General features: G+C 44.8%; 17 protein-coding genes. 12 read left to right on the forward strand and 5 right to left on the reverse strand.

The features are described 5' to 3' along the window. The first annotated feature begins 5 nt into the window (after positions 1-5). From VL525_RS20640 to VL525_RS20660, 6 genes are all read left to right on the forward strand, one after another. Entirely contained in the window at positions 6-893 is an 888-nt protein-coding gene (locus VL525_RS20640; RefSeq protein WP_325389239.1) for an exopolyphosphatase, read from the forward strand. Positions 894-1,050: 157 nt separating this feature from the next. Next, complete coding sequence (locus VL525_RS20645) at positions 1,051-1,614, forward strand: UbiX family flavin prenyltransferase (RefSeq protein ID WP_325389241.1); 564 nt, start codon at positions 1,051-1,053, stop codon at positions 1,612-1,614. Between the two features lie 75 nt (positions 1,615-1,689). Further along, a complete protein-coding gene (gene mtaB, locus VL525_RS20650) occupies positions 1,690-3,009 on the forward strand; it encodes a tRNA (N(6)-L-threonylcarbamoyladenosine(37)-C(2))-methylthiotransferase MtaB (protein ID WP_325389243.1) in 1,320 nt (439 codons plus the stop codon). A gap of 28 nt (positions 3,010-3,037) precedes the next feature. Further along, a complete protein-coding gene (locus tag VL525_RS20655; protein ID WP_325389245.1) occupies positions 3,038-4,207 on the forward strand; it encodes a prolipoprotein diacylglyceryl transferase in 1,170 nt (389 codons plus the stop codon). After that, complete coding sequence (locus VL525_RS22860; RefSeq protein WP_414684809.1) at positions 4,197-4,658, forward strand: GtrA family protein; 462 nt, start codon at positions 4,197-4,199, stop codon at positions 4,656-4,658. Before VL525_RS20655 ends, VL525_RS22860 begins: the two co-directional genes overlap by 11 nt. Next, complete coding sequence (locus VL525_RS20660) at positions 4,648-5,436, forward strand: inositol monophosphatase family protein (protein ID WP_325389247.1); 789 nt, start codon at positions 4,648-4,650, stop codon at positions 5,434-5,436. Before VL525_RS22860 ends, VL525_RS20660 begins: the two co-directional genes overlap by 11 nt. 80 nt (positions 5,437-5,516) lie before the next feature. Here VL525_RS20660 and VL525_RS20665 read toward each other — a convergent pair whose 3' ends face one another. After that, positions 5,517-6,065, reverse strand: coding sequence for a NifU family protein (locus VL525_RS20665; protein WP_325389249.1), 549 nt, complete (start codon positions 6,063-6,065; stop codon positions 5,517-5,519). 155 nt (positions 6,066-6,220) lie between these two features. After that, on the reverse strand, positions 6,221-7,564 hold the full coding sequence (gene purB / locus VL525_RS20670; RefSeq protein ID WP_325389251.1) for an adenylosuccinate lyase: 1,344 nt from the start codon (positions 7,562-7,564) through the stop codon (positions 6,221-6,223). A 149-nt stretch (positions 7,565-7,713) separates the two neighbouring features. Here purB and VL525_RS20675 point away from each other — a divergent pair, with 149 nt between their 5' ends. The 6 genes from VL525_RS20675 (at position 7,714) to VL525_RS20700 (ending at position 15,731) form a co-directional block, all read left to right on the forward strand. Then, positions 7,714-8,331, forward strand: coding sequence for a TetR/AcrR family transcriptional regulator (locus VL525_RS20675; protein ID WP_325389253.1), 618 nt, complete (start codon positions 7,714-7,716; stop codon positions 8,329-8,331). Between the two features lie 79 nt (positions 8,332-8,410). Next, positions 8,411-9,757, forward strand: a complete 1,347-nt coding sequence (locus VL525_RS20680) for a TolC family protein (protein WP_325389255.1) — start codon at positions 8,411-8,413, stop codon at positions 9,755-9,757. A 31-nt stretch (positions 9,758-9,788) separates the two neighbouring features. Further along, positions 9,789-10,898: an efflux RND transporter periplasmic adaptor subunit gene (locus VL525_RS20685; RefSeq protein WP_325389257.1), complete on the forward strand. Its 1,110-nt coding sequence runs from the start codon at positions 9,789-9,791 to the stop codon at positions 10,896-10,898. 20 nt (positions 10,899-10,918) lie between these two features. Further along, a complete protein-coding gene (locus tag VL525_RS20690; RefSeq protein WP_325389259.1) occupies positions 10,919-14,341 on the forward strand; it encodes an efflux RND transporter permease subunit in 3,423 nt (1,140 codons plus the stop codon). Between the two features lie 203 nt (positions 14,342-14,544). Further along, entirely contained in the window at positions 14,545-15,036 is a 492-nt protein-coding gene (locus VL525_RS20695; RefSeq protein WP_325389261.1) for a DUF4126 family protein, read from the forward strand. Positions 15,037-15,113: 77 nt separating this feature from the next. Then, positions 15,114-15,731 carry a TetR/AcrR family transcriptional regulator gene (locus tag VL525_RS20700; protein WP_325389263.1) on the forward strand — a complete coding sequence of 206 codons (618 nt, stop codon included), beginning with the start codon at positions 15,114-15,116 and terminating at the stop codon, positions 15,729-15,731. 192 nt (positions 15,732-15,923) lie between these two features. On the opposite strand, the gene VL525_RS20705 is transcribed toward VL525_RS20700, so the two are convergent. The 3 genes from VL525_RS20705 to VL525_RS20715 are packed head-to-tail and all read right to left on the reverse strand — an operon-like array spanning position 15,924 to position 22,301. After that, positions 15,924-16,331: a hypothetical protein gene (locus tag VL525_RS20705; protein WP_325389265.1), complete on the reverse strand. Its 408-nt coding sequence runs from the start codon at positions 16,329-16,331 to the stop codon at positions 15,924-15,926. Positions 16,332-16,344: 13 nt separating this feature from the next. Continuing rightward, on the reverse strand, positions 16,345-17,379 hold the full coding sequence (locus VL525_RS20710) for a PorP/SprF family type IX secretion system membrane protein (protein ID WP_325389267.1): 1,035 nt from the start codon (positions 17,377-17,379) through the stop codon (positions 16,345-16,347). 2 nt (positions 17,380-17,381) lie between these two features. Beyond that, complete coding sequence (locus VL525_RS20715) at positions 17,382-22,301, reverse strand: PKD-like domain-containing protein (protein WP_325389269.1); 4,920 nt, start codon at positions 22,299-22,301, stop codon at positions 17,382-17,384. Positions 22,302-22,356 lie beyond the last annotated feature (55 nt).

Genomic DNA, 22,356 nt, shown 5'->3' on the forward strand with positions numbered 1-22,356 from the left:
AAAAATTGAAATACGCCGCTATTGACATAGGCTCGAACGCGATAAGGTTGCTTATAGCTGATATTATTGAGAACAACGAGTCTGTTTCGTTCAAAAAAAATACCTTGATACGTGTGCCGCTCCGTTTAGGCGATGACGCCTTCCTGGACCAATATATATCCGACCGGAAAGCCACCGACCTGGTAAAAACGATGCGGGCGTTCCGCAACCTGATGGATGTTTACAAGGTGACCGACTATACGGCGTACGCCACCTCGGCCATGCGCGAGGCCAGGAACGGACAGGAGATCGTGCACACCATCAAGACCGAAGCTGAGATAGATCTGGAGATCATCAACGGGCAAAAAGAAGCAAAGATAATTTACTCCAACCATTCGGAGGAGAACATTGATAAAAGCAAGAACTATCTGTACATTGATGTGGGCGGCGGCAGTACCGAACTTTCCCTTTTTTCGGATGGAAAATTGCTGGCGTCGCGCTCATTTAACGTCGGTACCATCCGTATCCTGGATAACCAGGACAAGGAAGAGACCTGGCAGGAAATGCGCGAGTTTGTGCGCGAACACACCCGGATGTTCAAAACAGTAAGCGGCATAGGGACGGGGGGGAATATTAATAAACTCTACAGGCTGTCGGAAGAGAAGAACGGCGCCCCTTTAACCTTCCTGAAACTTAAGTCGCTTTACAGTTATTTGAATTCTTTTTCGTTGAAGGATCGGATTAACGTGCTGGGAATCAACCAGGACCGTGCCGATGTGATCATTCCGGCAAGCGAGATATTCCTTTCGGTGATGAAGTGGGCGAACATCAAAAATATCTATGTCCCGAGTGTGGGTTTAGTGGACGGGATCATCCAGACTTTGATTGAAAAAAACCTGCTTCACAGGGATTAAAAAAATATTAAAAATTTGTTTAAAAATTAAAAAACAGTTGTTACATTTGTAGTGCCCTCTCATAGGGCATGTTTTTCATAGGTAGATGTAGGGTCGAGTACTTGTATTCGGCCCTTTTTTGTGCCCTTAACTTTAATGCCTACCTTTGCTCACCACGATGAAAAAGAGAATAGTAGTTGCTATTACCGGCGCCAGCGGCGCCATTTACGCAAAGCTGTTACTGGAGAAACTACAACAATTGAGTTCGCAGACAGACCAGGTGGCCATCGTGATGTCAGACAATGCGAAGCAGGTTTGGCAGTTCGAACTGGATAATGATGACTACCAAAAGATACCTTTCAAATTTTATGCAAAAACGGATTTCATGGCACCCTTCGCATCTGGTTCGGCCCGGTTTGATACCATGGTGATCATACCATGCTCCATGGGCACATTAGGGCGGATAGCCAGTGGTGTCTCCGACGATTTAGTGACCCGTGCGGCAGATGTTATTTTGAAGGAGCGACGCAGATTGATCCTTGTAGCAAGGGATATGCCATTTAACCTGATCCATATCCGCAATATGCAAACCGTTACCGAAGCCGGCGGAATTATTTGCCCGGCGGTGCCATCATATTATAGTAAGCCCCAAACCATCGAAGATGTCGCCATGACGGTGGTAAACCGGGTCATAGATCTGATAGGGCTGGACAATGAAAGCTATCGATGGAACGAGGAATAATTGATTGATATCTCTTTACTGCCACTGCCATCAACCATCGGGCAATAAAACAATAATTCGTACCTTTGCGCCAAAATGAATAAGAAGGTCGCATTTTATACGCTGGGGTGCAAGCTCAACTATTCGGAAACGTCAACCATTGGCCGGCTTTTTAATAAGGCCGGTTTCGATACGGTTGATTTTACCGATACCCCGGATGTTTTCGTTATCAATACCTGTTCGGTTACCGAAAATGCGGATAAAAAGTGTAAAAAGGTAGTAAAGGAAGCGCTCAAAATATCGCCCAATGCCTATGTCACCATTGTAGGCTGCTATGCACAATTAAAACCAAAGGAAATAGCCGAAATACCCGGGGTGGATATGGTCCTGGGCGCTGCAGAGAAATTCCAGATCGTCGATTATATACAGGACCTGACCAAAAATCCAAAAACTCTGGTTTATAACCAGCCCGTGAGCGAAGCAAATCAGTTCGTTTCATCATATTCTTTTGGCGACCGTACCCGGACATTTTTAAAAGTACAGGACGGCTGCGATTATTCCTGTTCTTTTTGCACCATACCATTGGCCCGTGGCGCTAGTCGTAGCGATACCATTGAGCATGTGCTGGAGCAGGCAAGGCGGATTGTTGAGTCTGGTGTAAAGGAAATCGTACTTACCGGCGTTAACCTGGGCGATTTTGGTATTAGGGAAGGCAAGCGCGAAGATAAGTTCTTCGACCTGGTAAAAGCTTTGGATGAAGTTGAGGGTATCGACAGGATACGTATTTCATCTATCGAGCCTAATTTACTGTCGGACGAGATTATTGAATTCGTATCACGGTCAAAGCACTTTGTGCCGCATTTTCATATCCCCCTGCAGTCGGGGAACAATAAAATACTGGGATTGATGCGCCGCCGTTATAAGCGCGAATTGTATACAGAACGTGTCGCTAAAATCAAAGAGGTTATGCCAGATTGCTGTATCGGTGTGGATGTGATCGTAGGTTTTCCGGGCGAAACGCGGGAGGATTTTATCGATACCTATAATTTCCTGAACGGGCTTGATATTTCATACCTGCACGTATTCACTTACTCAGAAAGAGAAAATACATTGGCTGCCGAAATGATCGGCGTCGTTCCGGGTTCGACCCGCGCCGAGCGAAGTAAGATGCTGCACATTTTATCTGATAAAAAGCGCCGTGCATTTTATGAAAGGCAATTGAACAAAACCGACGAGGTGTTGTTTGAAGCAGACATAAAGGACGGTTATATGCATGGCTTTACCCGAAATTATGTGAAAGTTAAAACTAAGTATGACCCTGTATTGGTGAATGAGTTGAAGAGGGTACACTTAACAAATATTTCACCCGATGGTGACGTGGAAATAACCGAAGCCGCAGAAATACTGGTTCATTAATTTTATATTCGTCTCAAAATACCACTAAATGTTTCCTACCTTAAGTTCGCTCATACAATATTTAACCGGCTGGAATATTCCTCTACCCATACAAACCTTCGGTTTTTTTGTAGCTTTTGCATTTCTTGCCGCGTATTGGGCGTTCAGCAACGAATTTAAACGTAAAGAGAAGCTGGGATATATTCACCCTTTTCAAAAAAACATTGTGGTCGGCAAACCCGCTTCGACAGAAGAGCTGGTGCTGAATGGGTTGTTCGGCTTTATATTGGGATTTAAGCTGGTAGATATGGTGATGAATTATCACCAATTGCTGGCTGATACCGAAGGCTTTATCCTTTCGCTGCGCGGCAGTTGGGCGGGCGGTATCATAGGCGCTGCCTTATTTGCCTATTGGGCGTACGCCGAAAAGAAGAAACAGCAATTGCCCAAGCCCGAAGAAAAGGTGGTCACGGTTCATCCGTACGAGTTGATGGGGAACATATTGCTGTGGGCGGCAATTACGGGGTTTGCCGGCGCCAAAGTATTTAACGCGCTTGAAAACTGGGGTGATTTCCTGAACGACCCCGTTGGCATGCTGATAGGCCTGAAGGGCCTTACGTTTTACGGCGGCCTTATATGCGGTGGCGCAACAGTATTATACATCGCAAATAAGCATGGTATTAAGCCACGGACGATGCTTGACATTGGTGCACCCGGCATGATGCTGGCTTATGCTGTAGGCCGCATTGGCTGCCAGATGGCAGGCGATGGTGATTGGGGTATAAATAATATAGCCCCAAAGCCACATTGGCTTAGCTGGGCGCCCGATTGGATGTGGGCGTTTAAATACCCACACAACGTAAATGACGAAGGCATACAAATACCCATGTGCGGCGGTAAATTTTGCCACGAACTGGCTATACCGGTATTTCCTACGCCTTTTTACGAAACGGTGGTGTGCCTTCTCTTATTCCTGTTTTTATGGCAGATAAGGGATAAGATAAAAGCGCCTGGCGTTATGTTCGGTATATATATGATACTGGCGGGAATAGAGCGGTTTTTTATTGAATTGATAAGGGTAAATACCAAATATCATGTTGCCGGCATCGAGTTTACCCAGGCCGAACTGATATCTGTCATTCTCGTAATCGGCGGTGCCGCACTGATATATACATCGTCGCGAGCTTATAAACTGAAACCTGTTGCCCATGGTAAATAGTAAACTTGCTAAAAAACTGGCCCGTAACCAGGTACTTCGGTTTGTTTTTTCAGCAGGTTTAGGGTTTCTGGTTGATATTTCCGCCTTTTACTTGTTGTTCCATAATTTACTTACACAGCCTACGTATAAAATATTTTCTTTTACGTTTCGCAATTTCACTGTTTCACTCGCAATATCATTTTTTTTGGGTGTTGTTGTCAACTTCCTTATAACGCGTTATATGGTATTTAACGAGTCGACTTCGAAACCATCCAAACAGTTTTTTCGTTTTGTTTTGGTTGCTGTGGTTGGTTTTTTTGCCAATTGGGGTGTTGTTAAACTGCTGGTGGAGATAGTTGGTATGTATCCTCCTATTGCAAGACCCTTAGCCGCATTAAGTTTGTTTTTTGCGAGCTATTTTATACATAAGGCATTTTCGTTCAGTTTATCATTGAGGCACCATGCATCTTGAAAATTTAACCAAACGGGTAGTCGATATTGCTAAACAGGCAGGAGATTTTATCAGGCAGGAAAGGAAAAATTTCAGCCCGGATAAGATCGAATATAAAGGATTGAATGACCTGGTATCCTACGTGGATAAAGGGGCCGAGAAGATCATTGTTGCCGGGCTGGAGCAGCTATTGCCGGAAAGCGGCTTTATTACTGAAGAAAAAACCACCACCAAAACAGGGGACCGTTATAATTGGATCATCGATCCGTTGGATGGAACAACCAATTTTATACATGGAGTGCCAACTTTTTCTGTCAGCATAGCGCTACAGGAATATGATGAATTGGTGATAGGTGTAGTGTATGAAATAAACCTGGACGAATGTTTTTACGCCTGCAAAGGTTCGCCGGCATATTTGAACGGGCAACAGATCAGGGTAAGCAACATTCCTGCTGTTGGCGGTAGTTTAATAGCAACCGGCTTCCCTTATTACGATTTCGAAAAGCAACAAGCTTATATGGAATTATTTACCGAACTGATGAAAAGCTGCCATGGCTTACGCCGGTTGGGATCAGCTGCCGTCGACCTGGTTTATACTGCCTGCGGTCGTTTTGAAGCTTTCTACGAGTATAACCTGAATGCCTGGGATATAGCAGCCGGAGTTGTTATTGTAAGGCAGGCTGGCGGCGAAGTGGTTAATTTTAAAGGCGGAAGTGAAGTATTAAATACGCGTGAGTTATTGGCCACGAATGGAAAAATAACACAGGAAGCGCTGGGAATAATTCAGAAATATTTTTAGGACGGAGAGATTACACCGATTAACAATTTGATTGCACCGATAATGAGTGGAATCAAATCAAGATTGGTGCAATCACAAAATTATAATGCTTCCGATACCACTTCGGTAACTTCCGGTACCATTCTTTTCAGCAGGTTCTCAATACCCGCTTTCAGGGTTACGGTTGATGACGGACAGCCGCTGCACGAACCGCGGAGTTCGACCGTTACAACGCCTTCGTTAAATGATTTATAAGTAATGGCACCGCCGTCCTGTTCAACAGCCGGGCGAACGTAGTCTTCTAAAATTTGTTGTATTTTAATCTCAGCATCAGTGCCCTCAAAAGCGACAGCCGCCTTTTCTTCGATCTGAGCTTTTAATTCAGATTCAACTGCGCCTTTTACAAACTCCTTCAGGATAGGCTCAATATCGTTCCAGTCGCTGCCTTCGGTTTTGGTAACCGTAACAAAGTTGCTGGCAAAGAAAACGCCGTTAACGAATGAAAATTTATACAGTTCCTTTGCGAAAGGGGAGTTTTCGGCGCTTTGCTTGGTAGGGTAATCCACACTGCCATTGATCAGCAACTTGTTCACAATGAACTTCATGGTTGCAGGGTTAGGTGTCGATTCGGTATATACGTTGATATTCATCTTGCTCTATTCTAAAATCCAGCGACAAATTTAACCACGTTTTTGATTTATATACTATAATGGCATAGTTTTTACTGACTAATGACATCGTTTTGAGCTAAAGGCAGAAAGCCGAAAGACCAAAGCTTTTTTGCTTTTAGACTTCTGCTTTCAGCTCAAATACCCGTATAAGTCGAAGGACTGATCTTCCTGATCTCATTTTTGACGATATCGCTCACAGCCAGCGTTTCCACAAAGGCAGCAATCGTATCGGCGTTAATAGTTGCATTGGTGCGGGTAAGGTCCTTTAATGCTTCGTACGGATTAGGATAGCCTTCGCGGCGGAGGATGGTCTGTATCGCTTCGGCCACGACCGCCCAGTTGGCTTCCAGGTGCGCGGTGATCACAGGTTCATTAAGCAGCAATTTATTGAGACCCTTTATTGTTGATTTAATGGCGATCAGCGTATGCGCCACAGGTACGCCAATATTACGAAGCACGGTCGAGTCTGTCAGGTCACGTTGCAAGCGTGATACAGGCAGCTTGGCGGCCAGGTGTTCAAACAAGGCGTTGGCAATCCCCAGGTTACCTTCCGAATTTTCAAAATCTATCGGGTTAACCTTGTGCGGCATAGCCGACGAACCAACTTCACCTTCCTTAATCTTCTGTTTGAAATAATTCATAGAGATATAGGACCAAATATCCCGGTCAAGGTCTATCAGGATTGTATTGATTCGTTTCAAGGCATCGCATTGTGCGGCAAAATTGTCGTAATGCTCTATTTGAGTGGTGTATTGCGATCGGCTGAGTCCAAGTATATCATTCACAAAGTGATTCCCGAATTTTTTCCAGTCAATTTCCGGGTATGCAATATGGTGTGCATTAAAGTTGCCGGTTGCACCACCAAATTTCGCGGAATAGGGTACTTGTTTTAATAATGTCAGCTGATTTTCAAGCCTTTCTATAAATACCTGTATTTCTTTCCCCAGGCGTGTTGGCGATGCGGGCTGTCCGTGTGTATGCGCCAGCATGGGCAGCTTCTCCCAGTCGGTGGCGTATTTCTTCAACAAGCTAACCAGTTCATTTATTGCCGGCAAATAGCTTTCATCAATTGCCAGTTTAAAGGTATAAGGTATGGATGTATTATTAATATCCTGCGATGTAAGGCCGAAATGAATAAACTCCTTGTATTTTTCCAGGCCAAGCTTGTCAAATTCCTTTTTAATGAAATACTCAACCGCTTTAACATCGTGGTTGGTTATCTTTTCAATATCCTTTATGCTCTGCGCGTCGTTTTCAGAAAAATTTTGATAAATGCCCCGTAACTTTTCTGATACATTTTTGTCATAATCCTGAAGCTGGGGCAAAGGATATTCGCACAGGGCGATAAAATATTCGATCTCGACAAATACCCTGTATTTGATCAGCGCATATTCAGAGAAGTAATCAGCCAGCTTTTCGGTGGTGTTACGGTAACGTCCGTCGATAGGGGAAATTGCTGAAAGTGGCGTAAGCGTCATATATGGAATTGAATTTCGGCAAAGGTACTAATTCGGTACCGTATTAGGTAACACAGCAGTTCTTTGAGCTTTAAATGTCTGGAAATTGTCATTTGTTTAGGAAACTTTGAAATCAAAAAATGTTTCCATAGTTTTGACCCGAAAAGTCAATGAGTCAAATAGAGAGAATAATAGAAGGCAGCCTCGAGCTTTTTTTGCAGGCAGGGATCAAAAGCGTAACGATGGACGACATCGCCAAACATTTGGGCATGTCGAAGAAGACGATATACCAGGTTTTTAAAGACAAAAATGAGCTGGTGATAGCGCTGATTAAAAAGCGGCTGGAGGATGACGAAAAAGACATGGCCGAGATAATTGGAAAGTCGTCGAACGTGATAGAGGAAATGATCAATATGATGAAGTGTTCGGAAGAGATATTTTCAAGGGCGAACCCGATAGTGATACATGACCTGCAAAAATACCACCCGGAAGCGTGGAAGGAGTTTCAAAACTTTAAATCGGAAGTGATTGTGCGCACACTGGAAGAATTATTGACAAAAGGTATAGCGCAAGGTTATATACGCCCCGATATCGACGTAAAGGTAATTGCCAGGATGAGGGTAATGCAGGTAGAAATGGGATTTAATACTTCCATCTTCCCGGCAAATGAATTTAATATCTGGAAAGTGCAGCAGCAGCTACTGGAGCATTTCAATTTTGGTATATGTACGCTTAAAGGCTACAAATTGCTCGACGAATACAAAACGGCACACCAGGAAACGAATTAATTAACATTATTGACATAGGGCTGTCACAAAGCTTTTAAATATTTGTGAAGAAATCGGAAAACAACAACTCACTATATATATGAAACATCTGTTTTTAATATCACTGCTAATTATCGGTATCGCATCGGACAGTAGCGCCCAGCAGGCGGTGCCGGAAGGAGTACACAACTTCTCGTTGCAGGAATGTATCAATTATGCTTACGAGCACCAGGATTCGGTTTTAAACGCCCAGTTGGATGTAAAAAGCGCTGAATATAAGGTTAAGGAGACCACCGGGATCGGGCTGCCCCAAGTTAGTGGTTCGGCCAGTTTTACTGACTATGTAAAAATTCCGACCACGCTTATACCAGGCCAGTTCTTCGGGCAACCGGCAGGGACCTTTATACCGGTTCAATTTGGGGTTAAATATCAGTCGGCTTTGGGGCTTAATTTGAGCCAGATACTTTTTGACGGCAGCTATTTGGTTGGCTTGAAGGCTTCAAAAACGTATAAAGAGCTTTCACAACGCAATTATACCAGGTCAAAAATTGATGCAAATATTGGCGTCACTAAGGCTTATTACCAGGTTTTAGTAAGCAATGAACAAATAAGGTTGTTAGACGCAAATATTAATCAACTTAAACAACAAGTAGACCAAACAGCGGCACAAAATAAGCAAGGTCTTGTCGAGTTGGTAGATGTGCAGCGTATTCAGGTGCAATACAATAATTTGATAACCAATCGCGAGAACACTCTTAGATTACTCGCATTAAATTATCAATTGTTGAAATTTCAAATGGGGATGGATGTGAATGATCAATTAGTACTGACCGATAAATTGGAAAACATCAAGCTGGCTGATTTAGCCGATATAGGTGCTGATACTACTTTTTATCACAATAGGATTGAATATAATCTTGCGGAAACGAAAAAGAAATTAAATGAACTTGATGTGGAAAACAAGAAGTCAAAATTTTATCCTACACTGACATTGAATGGAAGTTATAACTCGTCGTATCAGAATAATAATTTCAGCGATCTTTATAGCCGTAGTTTTCCGTCAAGCTTTTTCGGCCTTACGTTGAATGTCCCTATCTTCAATGGTGGGCAACGTTCTAACCAGCTTAAGCAATCCAGAATTAGCGTATTAAAATCCCAGAACGACCTGGAAAATGCAAAAAATGGTCTCCTGCTTGAAGGTAACAAGGCTCATATCACTTTTGTCAATAGCCTCAGGTCTCTCGACAATCAAAAACAAAACCAGCAATTGGCACAGGAAGTTCTGAGGGTTTCCAAAATCAAATATCAGCAGGGTGTAGGCTCCAGCATTGAAGTTACGCAGGCACAAACAGCATTAGAAGATGCTGATAATAAATATATACAAAGCTTATATGATGCTTTGGTAAGCAAGGTAGACCTGGACAAAGCATACGGCAAAATACAATAAACACGATCACAGACACAACAACCACAATAAAATGAAAAAATTACTTTATATACCGGCAATATTGTTATTAGCCGCTTGCAGCAAGCCAACAGGCAAAGAAGCCAAGAAAGCGGAACTGGATAAGTTAAAAACACAGCAAGCTGAACTTTCTTCAAAAATTGCAAAGTTGCAAGCAGAGGTGGGGTCGACAGATTCGGTGAAATCAACCGATGTGGCGGAAATGGAGGTGAAGCAATCGCCTTTCACCAATTACATCAACTTGCAGGGAAAAATAGATGCAAAGGATAATGTGCAGGCATACCCGCAGGCACAGGCCGTTATCACAGCCATTAACGTGAAGGTTGGCGACCACGTGAGCAAGGGCGAGACGCTGGTGCAACTTGATAACAGCGTGCTAAAGCAAAATATAGCCCAGGCCGAAACCCAGGCCAGTTTAAAGAAGACTCTTTTTGACCGCCAGAAAAATCTTTGGGATCAAAAAATCGGTACTGAAGTTCAATATTTGCAGGCGCAGGCTGATTACCAGTCGGCAGTGAAGCAAGTAGCTTCGTTAAAGGAACAGTCGGCAACTTACCGTATTGTATCGCCAATAAGCGGCACGGTTGATCAGATGGACCTTAAACTGGGACAAGCGGCGTCGCCGGCCGCTACCTTTATCAGAATAGTGAATACCGATTACCTGAAGGTAAAAGCTGATGTGCCTGAATCCTATTCATCAAATATCAAGCAGGGCGATAAAGTAAAAGTGGTTGTTCCGGATGCGAACGACTCGCTGATGGCTAAAGTTACTTTTGCCGGTAAGGTGATCGACCCTTCGTCGCGCAGCTTCCCGATAGAGATCCAATTGCCGGGCCGCAAAACATTGCGCCCTAATATGACGGTCGTTCTGAAAATCGCCGACTATTCAAAAGCGAATGCGATAGTTGTGCCGATAAACGCGATACAAAAATCAGAAAATGGCGATTATGTATTCATTAACGTGAACAACATTGCAAAGAAAAAAGTAGTAACCGAAGGAGCTTCATACGGCGGACTTGTTGAAGTAAAAACGGGGTTGAATGTTGGCGATAAGCTGATAACCGATGGCTCGACAGAAGTAGAGGACGGCGACAAAGTAAAGGTTTTACAAACTGGTAATTAATCATACTAAACTGATTTGATATGAAGGACCTGGAAAAAGAATTTAAGCCCTCGAGTTGGGCCATTGATAATAAAACCGCAGTGTATGTGATCGTATTCCTGATCATGGCATTGGGATTGGTAAGCTATTTCCGGCTACCTAAAGAGAATTTTCCCGATATAGCGCAATCAAAGGTTTTTGTAACTACGCCTTATATAGGCCAGTCGCCGCAAAATATTGAATTGCTGGTAACACGGCAGATAGAGAAGCAGCTGAAGTCCTTAAAAGGATTAAAGAAAGTGACCTCGAAAACTCAGCAGAATTTGTCTATAATAACAGCAGAATTCAACGCCGATGTCAAGATAAGGGACGCGAAAATTGATGTACGTGAGGCAGTTGATAAAGCTGCACAAGACTTGCCTCAAAACGACAATAACCTACAGGCATCTCAAATAACAGATATCAATGTTGCCGACCTGCCTATTTTATATATTAACCTATCCGGTAATTATGACCTTAAGAAATTGAAGGAATATGCCGACAACCTGAAGGATGATATAGAGGGCATGAAGGAAATATCCAAAGTGGACGAAATAGGGGCGCTTACCCCAAATATCCAGATTAATGTGGATATGAATAAAATGACCGCAGCGCAAATTGGATATGGCGACATTATTCAGGCTATTGGGAACGAAAACATCATATCGTCTGCTGGCAACGTCATCATTGACGGCAAACAGCGGGCCATTGATGTGAAAGAAGACTTTAAAAATGCAGCAGAAGTTGCCGCGCTGGTTATCAGGAACCCGTTGGGAAAAGCAGTTTACCTTCGTGACATCGCGGATATCAGGGACGGCTTTAAAGACCAGGAAAGCTATGCGCGTTTAAAAACGAATGATGATCCCAACTTTAAGAATGTGATCACGTTGAACGTGAGCAAGCGTGCAGGTGAAAACCTGATCGAAGCGTCGGATAAGATAAATCAACTGATAAAGGACAAGCAAAAAACTGTATTCCCTAAAGGATTGAATATTACAGTTACCGGCGATCAATCGGACAAAACGCGATCAACCCTGGATGACCTGATCAACACCATTGTTATCGGTTTTATATTGGTAACCATCATCCTGATGTTTTTTATGGGCAGCACCAACGCTATATTTGTTGCCCTTTCGGTGCCATTATCCTGTTTTATTGCCTTCCTTGTGATGCCGGCGATTGGTTTCACGTTAAACATGATCGTATTATTCTCGTTTCTGCTTGCGCTGGGTATTGTGGTGGATGATGCTATTGTGGTAATCGAAAATACACACCGTATTTTTGCCAATGGTAAAGTGCCTATTAAACAAGCAGCGAAGATGGCTGCGGGTGAAGTTTTCCTTCCGGTATTTTCAGGTACTATGACCACTTTGGCACCTTTCATCCCGCTGGCTTTCTGGAACAGTTTGATTGGCCACTTTATGTTCTTCCTGCCGATAACGCTCATTATTACCTTGCTGGCGTCGCTGGTAGTGGCTTACATTATGAACCCGGTTTTTGCCGTTGATTTCATGAAGCCGCACCACGAAGGCGAGCATGACAATCCAAGATTTGACAAGAAGGTGCTGCGCACGCTGGCTTTTATGGGTGGTATAGCTATTTTAGGTTACCTGGTTAACCGCGGAGTTGGAAACTTTGTGGTATTTGCCGCATTCCTTTATCTGCTTAATCACTTTGTGCTGCTACGGTTGATTGACAGGTTTCAGAAAAATGCATGGCCGCGTTTCCAGCACTGGTATGCAAGGCGGCTGGAAAAAGCAGTACAATCACCATGGTGGGTTTTGTTCAGCATAGTTGTTTTATTCTTTTTTACATTCGTATTCGTGGCTGTAAGGAGCCCAAAAGTGGAATTCTTTCCATCTGGCGATCCAAACTTTACCTACGTGTACGTAACGTTGCCCACAGGGACCGATCAGGCACAGACCAGCTCGGTAATTGCCAAACTGGAAAAGAAAGTTGCTGCAGTGGTGGAGCCTGATAAAGATATCGTAACTTCTATTATTTCGAACGTTACTGTGGGTGTTACCGACCCTACAGATGCGGATCTGGGTAAATATCCTAATAAAGGAAAGATAACCGTGGCCTTTGCCGAATTTAGCAAACGTAACGGCAAGGACACCAAAAAGATAATGGAGCGGATACGCCAGTCGGTACTGGGGTACCCCGGCGCCAAGATAGCCGTAACCCAGGAAAATTCCGGCCCGCCGGTGCAAAAAGATATCAGTATCGAAATTACAGGTGATAACCTGGATACCCTTGTAAATACAGCCAGCAGGCTCACCAATTACATTGGTAAGCAGGGCATTGTCGGAATCGAAGGCCTTGTACCCGATCTGCAGGCCGATAAGCCCGAGATCGTATTCGACGTTAACCGCGAACGGGCCAACCGGGAAGGTATAACTACTAACCAGATAAATCAGGCATTGGGAGCCACCATATTCGGAGCAAAAGCCTCTGACTATCGAAACACAAAAGAGGACAATTATGAAATAACCGTTCGTTCGCAGGAAGATCAGCGAAATAACATTGACGCGATCCGCAACCTGAAAATAACGTATCGGGACATTGCTACGGGTGGTACTATCCGCCAGGTGCCGATCTCCGCATTCACTGATATCCGGTACACCAACACTTATGCTAATATTAACCATAAGCAGCAGCGCCGTATTATTACGCTGGGCTCAAACGTGTTGAAAACCAGTAATGTAAACGAGGTGAACGCAGCTATACAACGGGCTATCAATACCTTCAGGACCCCTGATGGAGTGTCGATAAGAATGGGTGGCGGCCAGGAAGACCAAGCGGAAGCCGCAACGTTTTTAGGCACTGCTTTAGCTATATCTTTCGGGTTGATCCTGATCATCCTGGTGGCGCAGTTCAACTCGATCGGAAAAACACTTATTATATTGAGCGAGATATTTTTTAGTATCATCGGCGTATTCCTGGGAGTGGCTATCTTCAAAATGACCATTTCTATTGTAATGACGGGCATTGGTATTATTGCCCTTGCGGGGGTTGTAGTGCGAAACGGTATCTTGCTGGTCGAATTTACCGATATGCTGATAGAACAGGGCGCAAGCTTGCACGATGCGGTAGTTGAAGCTGCACGTACCCGTATGACGCCGGTATTACTAACAGCTACAGCGGCAATACTCGGGTTGATCCCATTGGCTTTGGGTTTCAATATCGACTTTGCCGGGCTGTTCAGCTCGTTTAAGCCGCACATTTATTTTGGCGGCGACAACAACGCTTTCTGGGGACCATTGTCGTGGACAATGATCTTCGGTTTAGGATTTGCTACCATCATTACGCTTATCGTGGTACCATGTATGTATATTATCAGGGTACGTTTAAAATCGAGGTTTTTTGGTAAAAAGGAAGAAGAAACCTATAAAACCGAACCAGAGTTGAGCCATATTTCTTAATCAAACCATATAAATGCAAAGCCGCTTTCAGGTCAACCTGGGCGGCTTTTATTTTGACCAGTACCTTGAAAACGGATATGTGGAATATCGGTGAATGCCATTAGTATTCAGAAGGCAGCAATGTCATGATGAGATTACTCACATCGCAATAAATGGTATTCAGCTTTTGTAAAACCTAAATACGAAAGGTGGGTTATAAGTATATGAAATTAAAAAAAGCAAGCCCCGTTTGGCAGGCTATAGGTATAGGCGTTGTTGCTGGCATGCGTTCTATACTGGCACCCGCAGTGGTTAGCCATATTTTGAGCAGGAACAAGTCTGGCCGACTGGCAAAATCGCAGCTCTCATTTATACAATCCGGTAAATGTGCCGTGGCGCTCAAGGTTTTAGCTGCAGGCGAGCTCGTAGCCGACAAATTACCCTTCGCCCCGGCCCGTATCGAGTTCGGAGGCGTCGTCGCACGTGGATTATCAGGCGCTCTTTCGGCGGGCGTTTTGACAAAAGCTAATGGGAAAAACGCGTTAATGGGAGCCGGCTTGGGTATTGTTGCCGCAACAGCCTCTGCTTATGCATTTTACTACCTCCGTAAAATGATAACCAACCGGCTTGAAATTTATGATCCGATTACAGGCGCCGTGGAAGATCTGGCAGCTATTGCAGGCAGTTTTTATTTGAGCGAAAGCTATCAAATGTAAAAATGACATTATTATGTATAGAATTTTTGATAATTTTGTTTAAAAAGTCAGGAATACATCATATTATAATTTCATAAGTGGGTAACGTCGCCGATCAACAGGATATTAAAAGAGAAAAAATACTAGAAGCTGCATACCAGCAATTCCTGCACTACGGTTACTCTAAAACAACCATGAATGAAATAGCAGGGGCTCTCTCTATGTCGAAGGCCCTTTTGTATTACTATTTCCCCGATAAAAGTCAATTATATATTGCCGTTACGCGTAAGCTGGCTGATGATTACCTGAAACTATTGGACGAAAAATTGTCGAAAACCGGCGACCTTAAGGACGCTTTTGTATGCCAGATAGATACCCATCACGACTTTATTGTCAATAATTATAACTTCTTCGATTTTATCAGGCTGAACGAACAAAGTTTACCCGATACGATTTGGGAAATAGTGGAACATATCAGGCAAACTGAAATGACCCTGTTGGGTAATGCAATAAAAACAGACGCCGAAAAAGGTAATATCAGCAAGGTAGACAATCCTGGTGAAATTGTCGACCTGCTGCTGGATGCCCTGCAAGGTGTAAGGGTAGGGACTATGGGGTACCGAAAAACTACCTTCCCCAAGAAGGAACACCTGGAAGAAATACACCGCAAACGCCTGTTGCTGGTTGATATATTCATCAGGGGTTTAAAACACTGATATTCTGTCACATCAGGGTAAAAAAGCCTGTATTTCTATCAAACAAAGATTGTTACTTGGTATATTTGACTATTATTTTAGTTTAGTCAATAATTAACTATTCAAAAATATAATTATTAAAGGTACTTCTTAATTTAGAGGTGATTGTTTTAGAGTGATTGAGCACCCTGGTTCCATAACCGGGGTGTTTTTTTAGTCCTTATTGATGCTGATGAGTTTCCAGTTTCTTTTATCAGCAATCGCTCCGCCGATAAACTTCAGTGTTATCTCAAATGGGGTTACATTTTCCGGCTTCGGTTGATCTTTCGCTTCCGCGTATGATTTAATAACAAAAACAGAGTCTGGCTTTTGTGCGCATTGATACCCCGATTCGGGAAAAAAAATATCATTGGACTTAATAGTAGGCTTTACAAACAGCTTTGCGACCTTATAAGCATCTTCGCTGCCCGGGGCTCCGTTTAGCAGGGCCTCACGCGAACCTGACAGCGCAAAGCGGGTTAAGAAGACAGTGAATATGACCGCAAGTGCAACTAATACGACCATACCTTTCTGAAAAAATCTTTTTTTCGCTGTTTTATCCTTTAAGTAGGTTTCCGTCATTTTTTTTACTACGTCAATAAAATTCATAACAACGCCTTGCGCCTTCAAAGCGTTGCGACCTGTCGCCGTTGCCGGGCAATGTTGTTTCGTATCCGATACTGCCTTCCGATGACCCGCTGGTATTACCATAGGTAAGGCCTGAAACGGCGGCATCATGACTTACTCCGAACCTCAATTTCTCTCCACCATCGCGGTTAATGAATAGATCGAATATCAATGACACCACAACCGCACTCGGACCGGTCTCGTTACCGCTACGGTACCAAATGCCCACGTTCACGCTTTTGTGTTTATACTGCATGCCAGCGCTATATGATGTAGCGTTGGATTGCTTGTAAAACACAACCGACGGTATTACGTATGATTTTTCATCATCGTCCATATTATCAAACTGGTTCAGATCGTACCGGTAACTTATATGCGCATTGGTGCGGATGGGCAATTTAACGGGTGTGCCGGTAAAAGACTCATTTGGTTTATTAATATGCTGCACCGCGGCGCCGATATTGAAATCACCTATTGCAAGGTTTGTGCCAACACCCGAGTCGAAATAAAATTTATTGTTAAAAGGGAATGAACCCGCCGCCGACGATGAGCCCGAGATGATGCCCAGCGTAGGGTCTATCTGGTCACCAAACACAAGTTTACTAAAGTCGATAGTACGATTTGTTACCCCCGCCTGCAGACCGAATGAGAGTACAAAATCCTCGGAGCCAACACTATAGGAGTACAGGGCCGATATGTTTGTTTTGTCAAGATAGGCGGTACCTTCGCTGCTCCTGGTCACCAATAATCCTACACCGCCACCAAAACGCGGAACGTTATAGTCGATAGAAGCAGATATATAAGAAAATGTTCCCGGTACCGAGGTCCATTGGTTACGGTAGATGAGATTCATCCTCAGATCGCCCTTAAATTGCCCCGTTAGTGCGGGATTGAGATATAAGGGAGAGTTAAAAAATTGGGAATATAAGTGATCCTGAGCGAAGCCCGGGGCGCAACGCAGGAGTATTATGAAAAGTAAAATAAGCCGGGCTATATTCTTCATCGTTATCTGATCAAATGTATTACGCCCGTACGTTTTGGCAATGAGTGGTTGTACGACATTCCTTTCCACTCGGTACCGTTAATAAATGTGGCGGATATCTGCCATACATAGACGCCCTGTTGTACCGGCACACCATTGAATGTGCCGTCCCATCCTTCGGTGGGCGATCCGTCTCCGTCAAGCTTGGTTGTTTCCCAAACCAATTGGCCAAAGTTGTTGAATACCTGCATTTTCCATTCCTTTATCTGTGTGCCTTTGGCTTTAAATATGTTTAGCTCGCTGTTGGTGCTGCTGGGCGTAAAGGCGTTAGGCAGGTACAGGTTGCCAAGGAATTTCACCTCGATAGTTTTGGTGACAGAACCTATACACCCGCTTGCCAGGTTGGTTGCTGTAAGTGTTACTGTAAATGGCGACTTTTCATAATCATAATGATGTAACTCCGGGGCATTGGTCGTATTTTTGGTTGCGCCGTCGCCGAACACCCAATAATAGCTGAGCGATGAAGCCGGCGTGTTGCCATCATCGGGCGTAGTATTGGTAAAGGTGACATTGTAGTCATTATCCAGCGTATAGGTGAAGTCCGGTTCAGGATTGGGGTATACCGTAAACATTTTTAATGCCGACACCGCTGCATCGCCGCAGCCGTTATTTCCTGCGGTGACAGATACATAATAAGTTCCGGGTGTTGTTGGGGTGTAGTTGAAATCGCCCAGGCTACCTGGTATAGTTGTTATCGGTTTCTGATCGGCATCATAAATGGTATAAGTGAAACGGTCGCCGCCGGTGGATATATTCTGGAATGTAAGCGATCCGCCCAAACAGACCTTTTGCTGATCATTTTTGATCTGTACTAAGGAAATAACCGATGATGGTGAAGCCGATATAATAATAGGCGTTGATTTGCCTTTATTTCCGCACTGGTCAAGCGCTATCAGATACACGGTGTAGTCGGTTACTTTGGTCGGGTTTACCGGCTGAAAAGTCACGTCGGTCTTATCGGTTTTCTGCACGTGCTGCATAATATTACCGTCCACATCAGTCAGGTAAAAATCGTACTGTATATTATTGCCCGGCGACAGGTTCTGAACCGTCAGTGCAAAACCGCCGCAAGCTGTTGTCTGGCTTGGGTTGATGATAGCTACCGGAACAGCCGGGCTGATCTTCACAATCGCAGTAAAAGGTGTTTTCAGGTTACAGTTGCTTACCGGGGTCAGGGTGATGGTGTAGGTTATCTCTTTCCCATCAGGCGAAGGCGCAAATGTATGCGGCGATGGGGTAGTGGCTGTCGATGTTGGCGTTCCGTCACCAAAATCCCACAGATAGCTTCCCGTAGGCGCTGGAGTCGATGTATTAACAAAAGTTACCGTGGTTGGCCCGCACCCCTGTATCTTATCCATGGTAAAACTGGCGGTAACATCCGCAGCAACATTAACATTTACCGATGCCTGCGTATCGCCGCAGGGAGGCAGCCCTTTGATGGTCCAGGTAAACGTGTAGGTGTTTCCATTTGCTAAACCGGTAACCTGTGTATTAGGGTTGGTCGGGTCGACAATAGTTACTGCAGGCCCGGCAGTTTGCGTCCATACTCCGTTAAAAGGAGCGGGATTATTGCCCTGTAAAGTGGCAACCGTGGAGTTACAAACATTCATATCGGTACCGGCATCGGCTTGTATTGGTGATTGATTAACGGTTATCGTAGTTGCGGTCGACGGCATCGGGCTGCAAACACCGCTTTGAATAATAGCCCTGTATTGGGTGGTTTGCGTTAAGTTGGAATAGCTTTGTGTGGTACTTACGTTCACTATGGGCTGCCACGACGCCCCGTTATCAGCAGATGACTCCCAGCGAACGATGTTCCCCTGGTAACCGGCAAGCGTTACCTGCCCGGCGTTACCTGTCGAACAAACCGTAGCATCGCCGGTGGTGGTGCCGCCAATTGTTGGCAAGTCGATAGTTATATTAACAGCGTTGCTGCTTGGCGGGCAGGTGGCCGTAGCTGTAATCGTCCACTGAAACTGGTACAGGTTGCCAGCCTTTAATCCGCTTACCACGGCATTCGGTTTGGTATCATCGGAGAAAGTAACGCCCGCGGGCCCTTTCACCAAAGTCCATTTGCCTGTTCCGGGCGATGGATTATTTCCTTGTAAAGTATAAGTTGTTGTGCTGCAAACTTCGTCATCAGGCCCCGGGTTTGATTGTACCGGCAAAGGCTGCACCGTTACGGTTGCTGTTTTAACCGGGCCGGGGCATGTGCCGTTGTAGGGCGTAACAGTGTAGGTAACAGTTCCGGCTGCTGTGCCATTATTGATCAAAATATCTTGTATCGAATTGGTTGCTACTGCATTGGCCTGGTTAGTGTTACCGGTGATACCCGCAGAGGCGACGCTCGTCCACGTATAGCTGGTGTTAGCGATATTTGAAGTAAGCGTGATAGCAGCAGGCTGGTTACTACAGATGGGCGAGCTGACGGGTACTGCCGTAATTTTTGGTAAGGGGTCAACCGTAATTGTTAGCGTGAAAACATTCCCGGTACAGCTATTATTTTGCGGGGTTATCTTATAAACTACTACGGCCGGCGTACTGGCATTGGTATTCGTAATGATATCGTTAATGGTGTTTCCGCTACCGGTGGCTGCAACGCCGGTAGCAGTTCCTGAAGTTACCGAAGCTGTCCAGGTAAAGTTTGTGCCACCGCTTGTCGAGGTAATAGCATAGTTAAGAGGCTGGCCGGTACAAATAGTTTCGGCAGGCGTGCTGGTTACATTGTCAATAGGGGTAATAGTAATGGTAATATTGCTGCCGATAATGTTACACGGAGCAGGCAACGATGTAGTGGCCTGCAAAGTTAACGTAACCGAACCGGCCGCTATTTCGGCAGCAGAAGGAGTATAGTTAGTATTTAACGAACCCCGCCCTGCCGAAAATGTTCCCGTACCGCCTACCCATTGCTGGCTTACCACAGCGCCTGTTATCTTCCCTGCCAACGGCGCCACCGGGCTGCTGGCGCAAATAGTTTGATTGGCTCCTGCCGTTACCGTTGGCGCCTGAACAAATGTGATGGTTTGGGTTTTGGTAACTGTACCGCACGTATTTTGCTCGGTTGCTTTTATCGTATATGTGGCAAAATCGGTAAACAATATTTGCGGGTACTGGCTATTAACAGTGGTACCACCCTGGAAGGTGAACGCCCCCCCGGTAACTGTCCAGGTATAGGTGTTGGCTTGCGGCTGTGCAGTACCTGTCAGGGTTGATTGTGTAGGGCCGGGGTTTTTATCAAACGTCAGAAGCTGGTTACTGCCGCAAAGTGTTGTATTGGGCGATAATGTAACCTGTGGCATATCGTTCACAATGATCGTTTGCTGCCCCGATACAACCTGCCCGCAGGTAGCCGTAGTGATGGCTAATTGCAATTGATAAATACCGGGAGCTGTGAATACAAATTGAGGGGTTTTGCTGTTTTTGTTTGTACCACCTGCGTAAGTAACAGGCGCGGGGCCGGTAATGGTCCAGATATAAGTGTTATTTGGATCGCAGGTAGCATCAACTATTGACGTGTTATTTGGGCTAAATGGCCCGGCAGTTAAACAATATGTTGCCGATGGCAAGCTAAATATAGGTTGCGGCGGATTTTGCAAGCAGATATTATGCGATACATCTGCGGTGCCACAGCCGCTGATCGGGTTTTGCAAGTGAAGGGTAATAACGTGGGAACCTGCCGGGGTAGTAGCCGGTAATATGAAATCCTGGCTAAGCTGGTAGTTTGTAGCCGCCGGTACACCATCAACCAACCAGGTGTATAAAGCTTTGGCGTTTTTTGCACAGGTTGCCGGATCGATACCCGGGTCAGACTGGTTCTTAATCGTGTAAGACTGTCCCGCGCATCCCACGGCGGGTACAGTGAATAAATTCGTCGGAGGTACAATAACCTTAGCATCGTTACTTGGCGCCGCGCCGATAGGTCCGCAGAAGGCATTACTGGGTTGAAATATCACAGAGTTGCCGCAGGACGCTTTGGTAAAAGTATGGGTTACCTGTCCATTTTGTGCTACTATCTGGCAAAGCGTCAAAACATCAGGAGCTGATCCGTCGCCCCAGCTTATGGTATACAAGTTACCCGGGTAATTGTATTGGATACCCGTAGGGGATGAAATATCTATATTGACCGTCAGATCGCCTTTTCCATTGATCAGACAAACGGTTAACGAACCTGTAGCGCCTATATTGGTATTAATAACATTATTTAATAACAAATAAGCATGGGTACCTACTATTCCGCCAGCCGATTTGGCTTTTACAAGCACTGTATAGTTGCCAGTATTGGCATTGAAAGTATAAGTTGCGGGCGGTATAGCAATGTTGCTTACTTCAGTGGTTTTGGTTAACTCGTTTATAAATGTTGCCGTGGTGGATGTACTACCGGTTGATTTATCCTGGAAAGTAAAAGATGCGCCCGCCGTTCCCTCGCATTGTCCAAAAACCTCGGGATAAGTCGGGCTGATGATCTGAGAAGACACGGCTGCGGTTACGGCGCCAGTGGCGCTAACCGTAAAAGCCGCCGATGTAGTACTTGTGACGGCAGGATTGGTTGATACAACCCTTACCTTGTAGCCTGCGCCTGCCGGCGTACTGGCAGGTATGACACCATTCACAAAGGAAGTGTAAAAGCCTGTATAGCTACCTATCAGTTTTCCGCCGGCTACGAAATTGCCTGAAGCATCTGATAAATAAAGATTAAAAGTACTGCCCTGGCTAATACAGCCGGCAGCATCATTTATAGTGATTGGAACGGCTATATTGGAGCCTTGCCCGTAAGGACCCGGGTCGACGGCGCCTGTAGTTATGGTTTGGGCGAAAGCGCCCACAGCCATTTGCAGTGTGAAAAGTACTATGAAAAATAAGCGCGCAGCGTAAGTCTTAATCATTAATACCCAATCGTTTACATAAATTTTGAACCCAACCCATTACTGCTGATCATGT

Origin of the sequence: Mucilaginibacter sp. (assembly GCF_035492695.1) — a bacterium.
GTDB lineage: Bacteria > Bacteroidota > Bacteroidia > Sphingobacteriales > Sphingobacteriaceae > Mucilaginibacter.

Bases quoted from the DNA above. Each gene is read 5' to 3' on its own strand.
- VL525_RS20675 (WP_325389253.1), top strand. From the start codon at position 7,714: ATGAGTCAAATAGAGAGAATAATAGAAGGCAGCCTCGAGCTTTTTTTG.
- purB (WP_325389251.1), bottom strand. From the start codon at position 7,564: ATGACGCTTACGCCACTTTCAGCAATTTCCCCTATCGACGGACGTTAC.
- VL525_RS20705 (WP_325389265.1), bottom strand. From the start codon at position 16,331: ATGACGGAAACCTACTTAAAGGATAAAACAGCGAAAAAAAGATTTTTT.
- VL525_RS20685 (WP_325389257.1), top strand. From the start codon at position 9,789: ATGAAAAAATTACTTTATATACCGGCAATATTGTTATTAGCCGCTTGC.
- VL525_RS20710 (WP_325389267.1), bottom strand. From the start codon at position 17,379: ATGAAGAATATAGCCCGGCTTATTTTACTTTTCATAATACTCCTGCGT.
- VL525_RS20695 (WP_325389261.1), top strand. From the start codon at position 14,545: ATGAAATTAAAAAAAGCAAGCCCCGTTTGGCAGGCTATAGGTATAGGC.
- VL525_RS20655 (WP_325389245.1), top strand. From the start codon at position 3,038: ATGTTTCCTACCTTAAGTTCGCTCATACAATATTTAACCGGCTGGAAT.
- VL525_RS22860 (WP_414684809.1), top strand. From the start codon at position 4,197: ATGGTAAATAGTAAACTTGCTAAAAAACTGGCCCGTAACCAGGTACTT.
- VL525_RS20645 (WP_325389241.1), top strand. From the start codon at position 1,051: ATGAAAAAGAGAATAGTAGTTGCTATTACCGGCGCCAGCGGCGCCATT.
- mtaB (WP_325389243.1), top strand. From the start codon at position 1,690: ATGAATAAGAAGGTCGCATTTTATACGCTGGGGTGCAAGCTCAACTAT.
- VL525_RS20690 (WP_325389259.1), top strand. From the start codon at position 10,919: ATGAAGGACCTGGAAAAAGAATTTAAGCCCTCGAGTTGGGCCATTGAT.
- VL525_RS20665 (WP_325389249.1), bottom strand. From the start codon at position 6,065: ATGAATATCAACGTATATACCGAATCGACACCTAACCCTGCAACCATG.
- VL525_RS20680 (WP_325389255.1), top strand. From the start codon at position 8,411: ATGAAACATCTGTTTTTAATATCACTGCTAATTATCGGTATCGCATCG.
- VL525_RS20715 (WP_325389269.1), bottom strand. From the start codon at position 22,301: ATGATTAAGACTTACGCTGCGCGCTTATTTTTCATAGTACTTTTCACA.
- VL525_RS20660 (WP_325389247.1), top strand. From the start codon at position 4,648: ATGCATCTTGAAAATTTAACCAAACGGGTAGTCGATATTGCTAAACAG.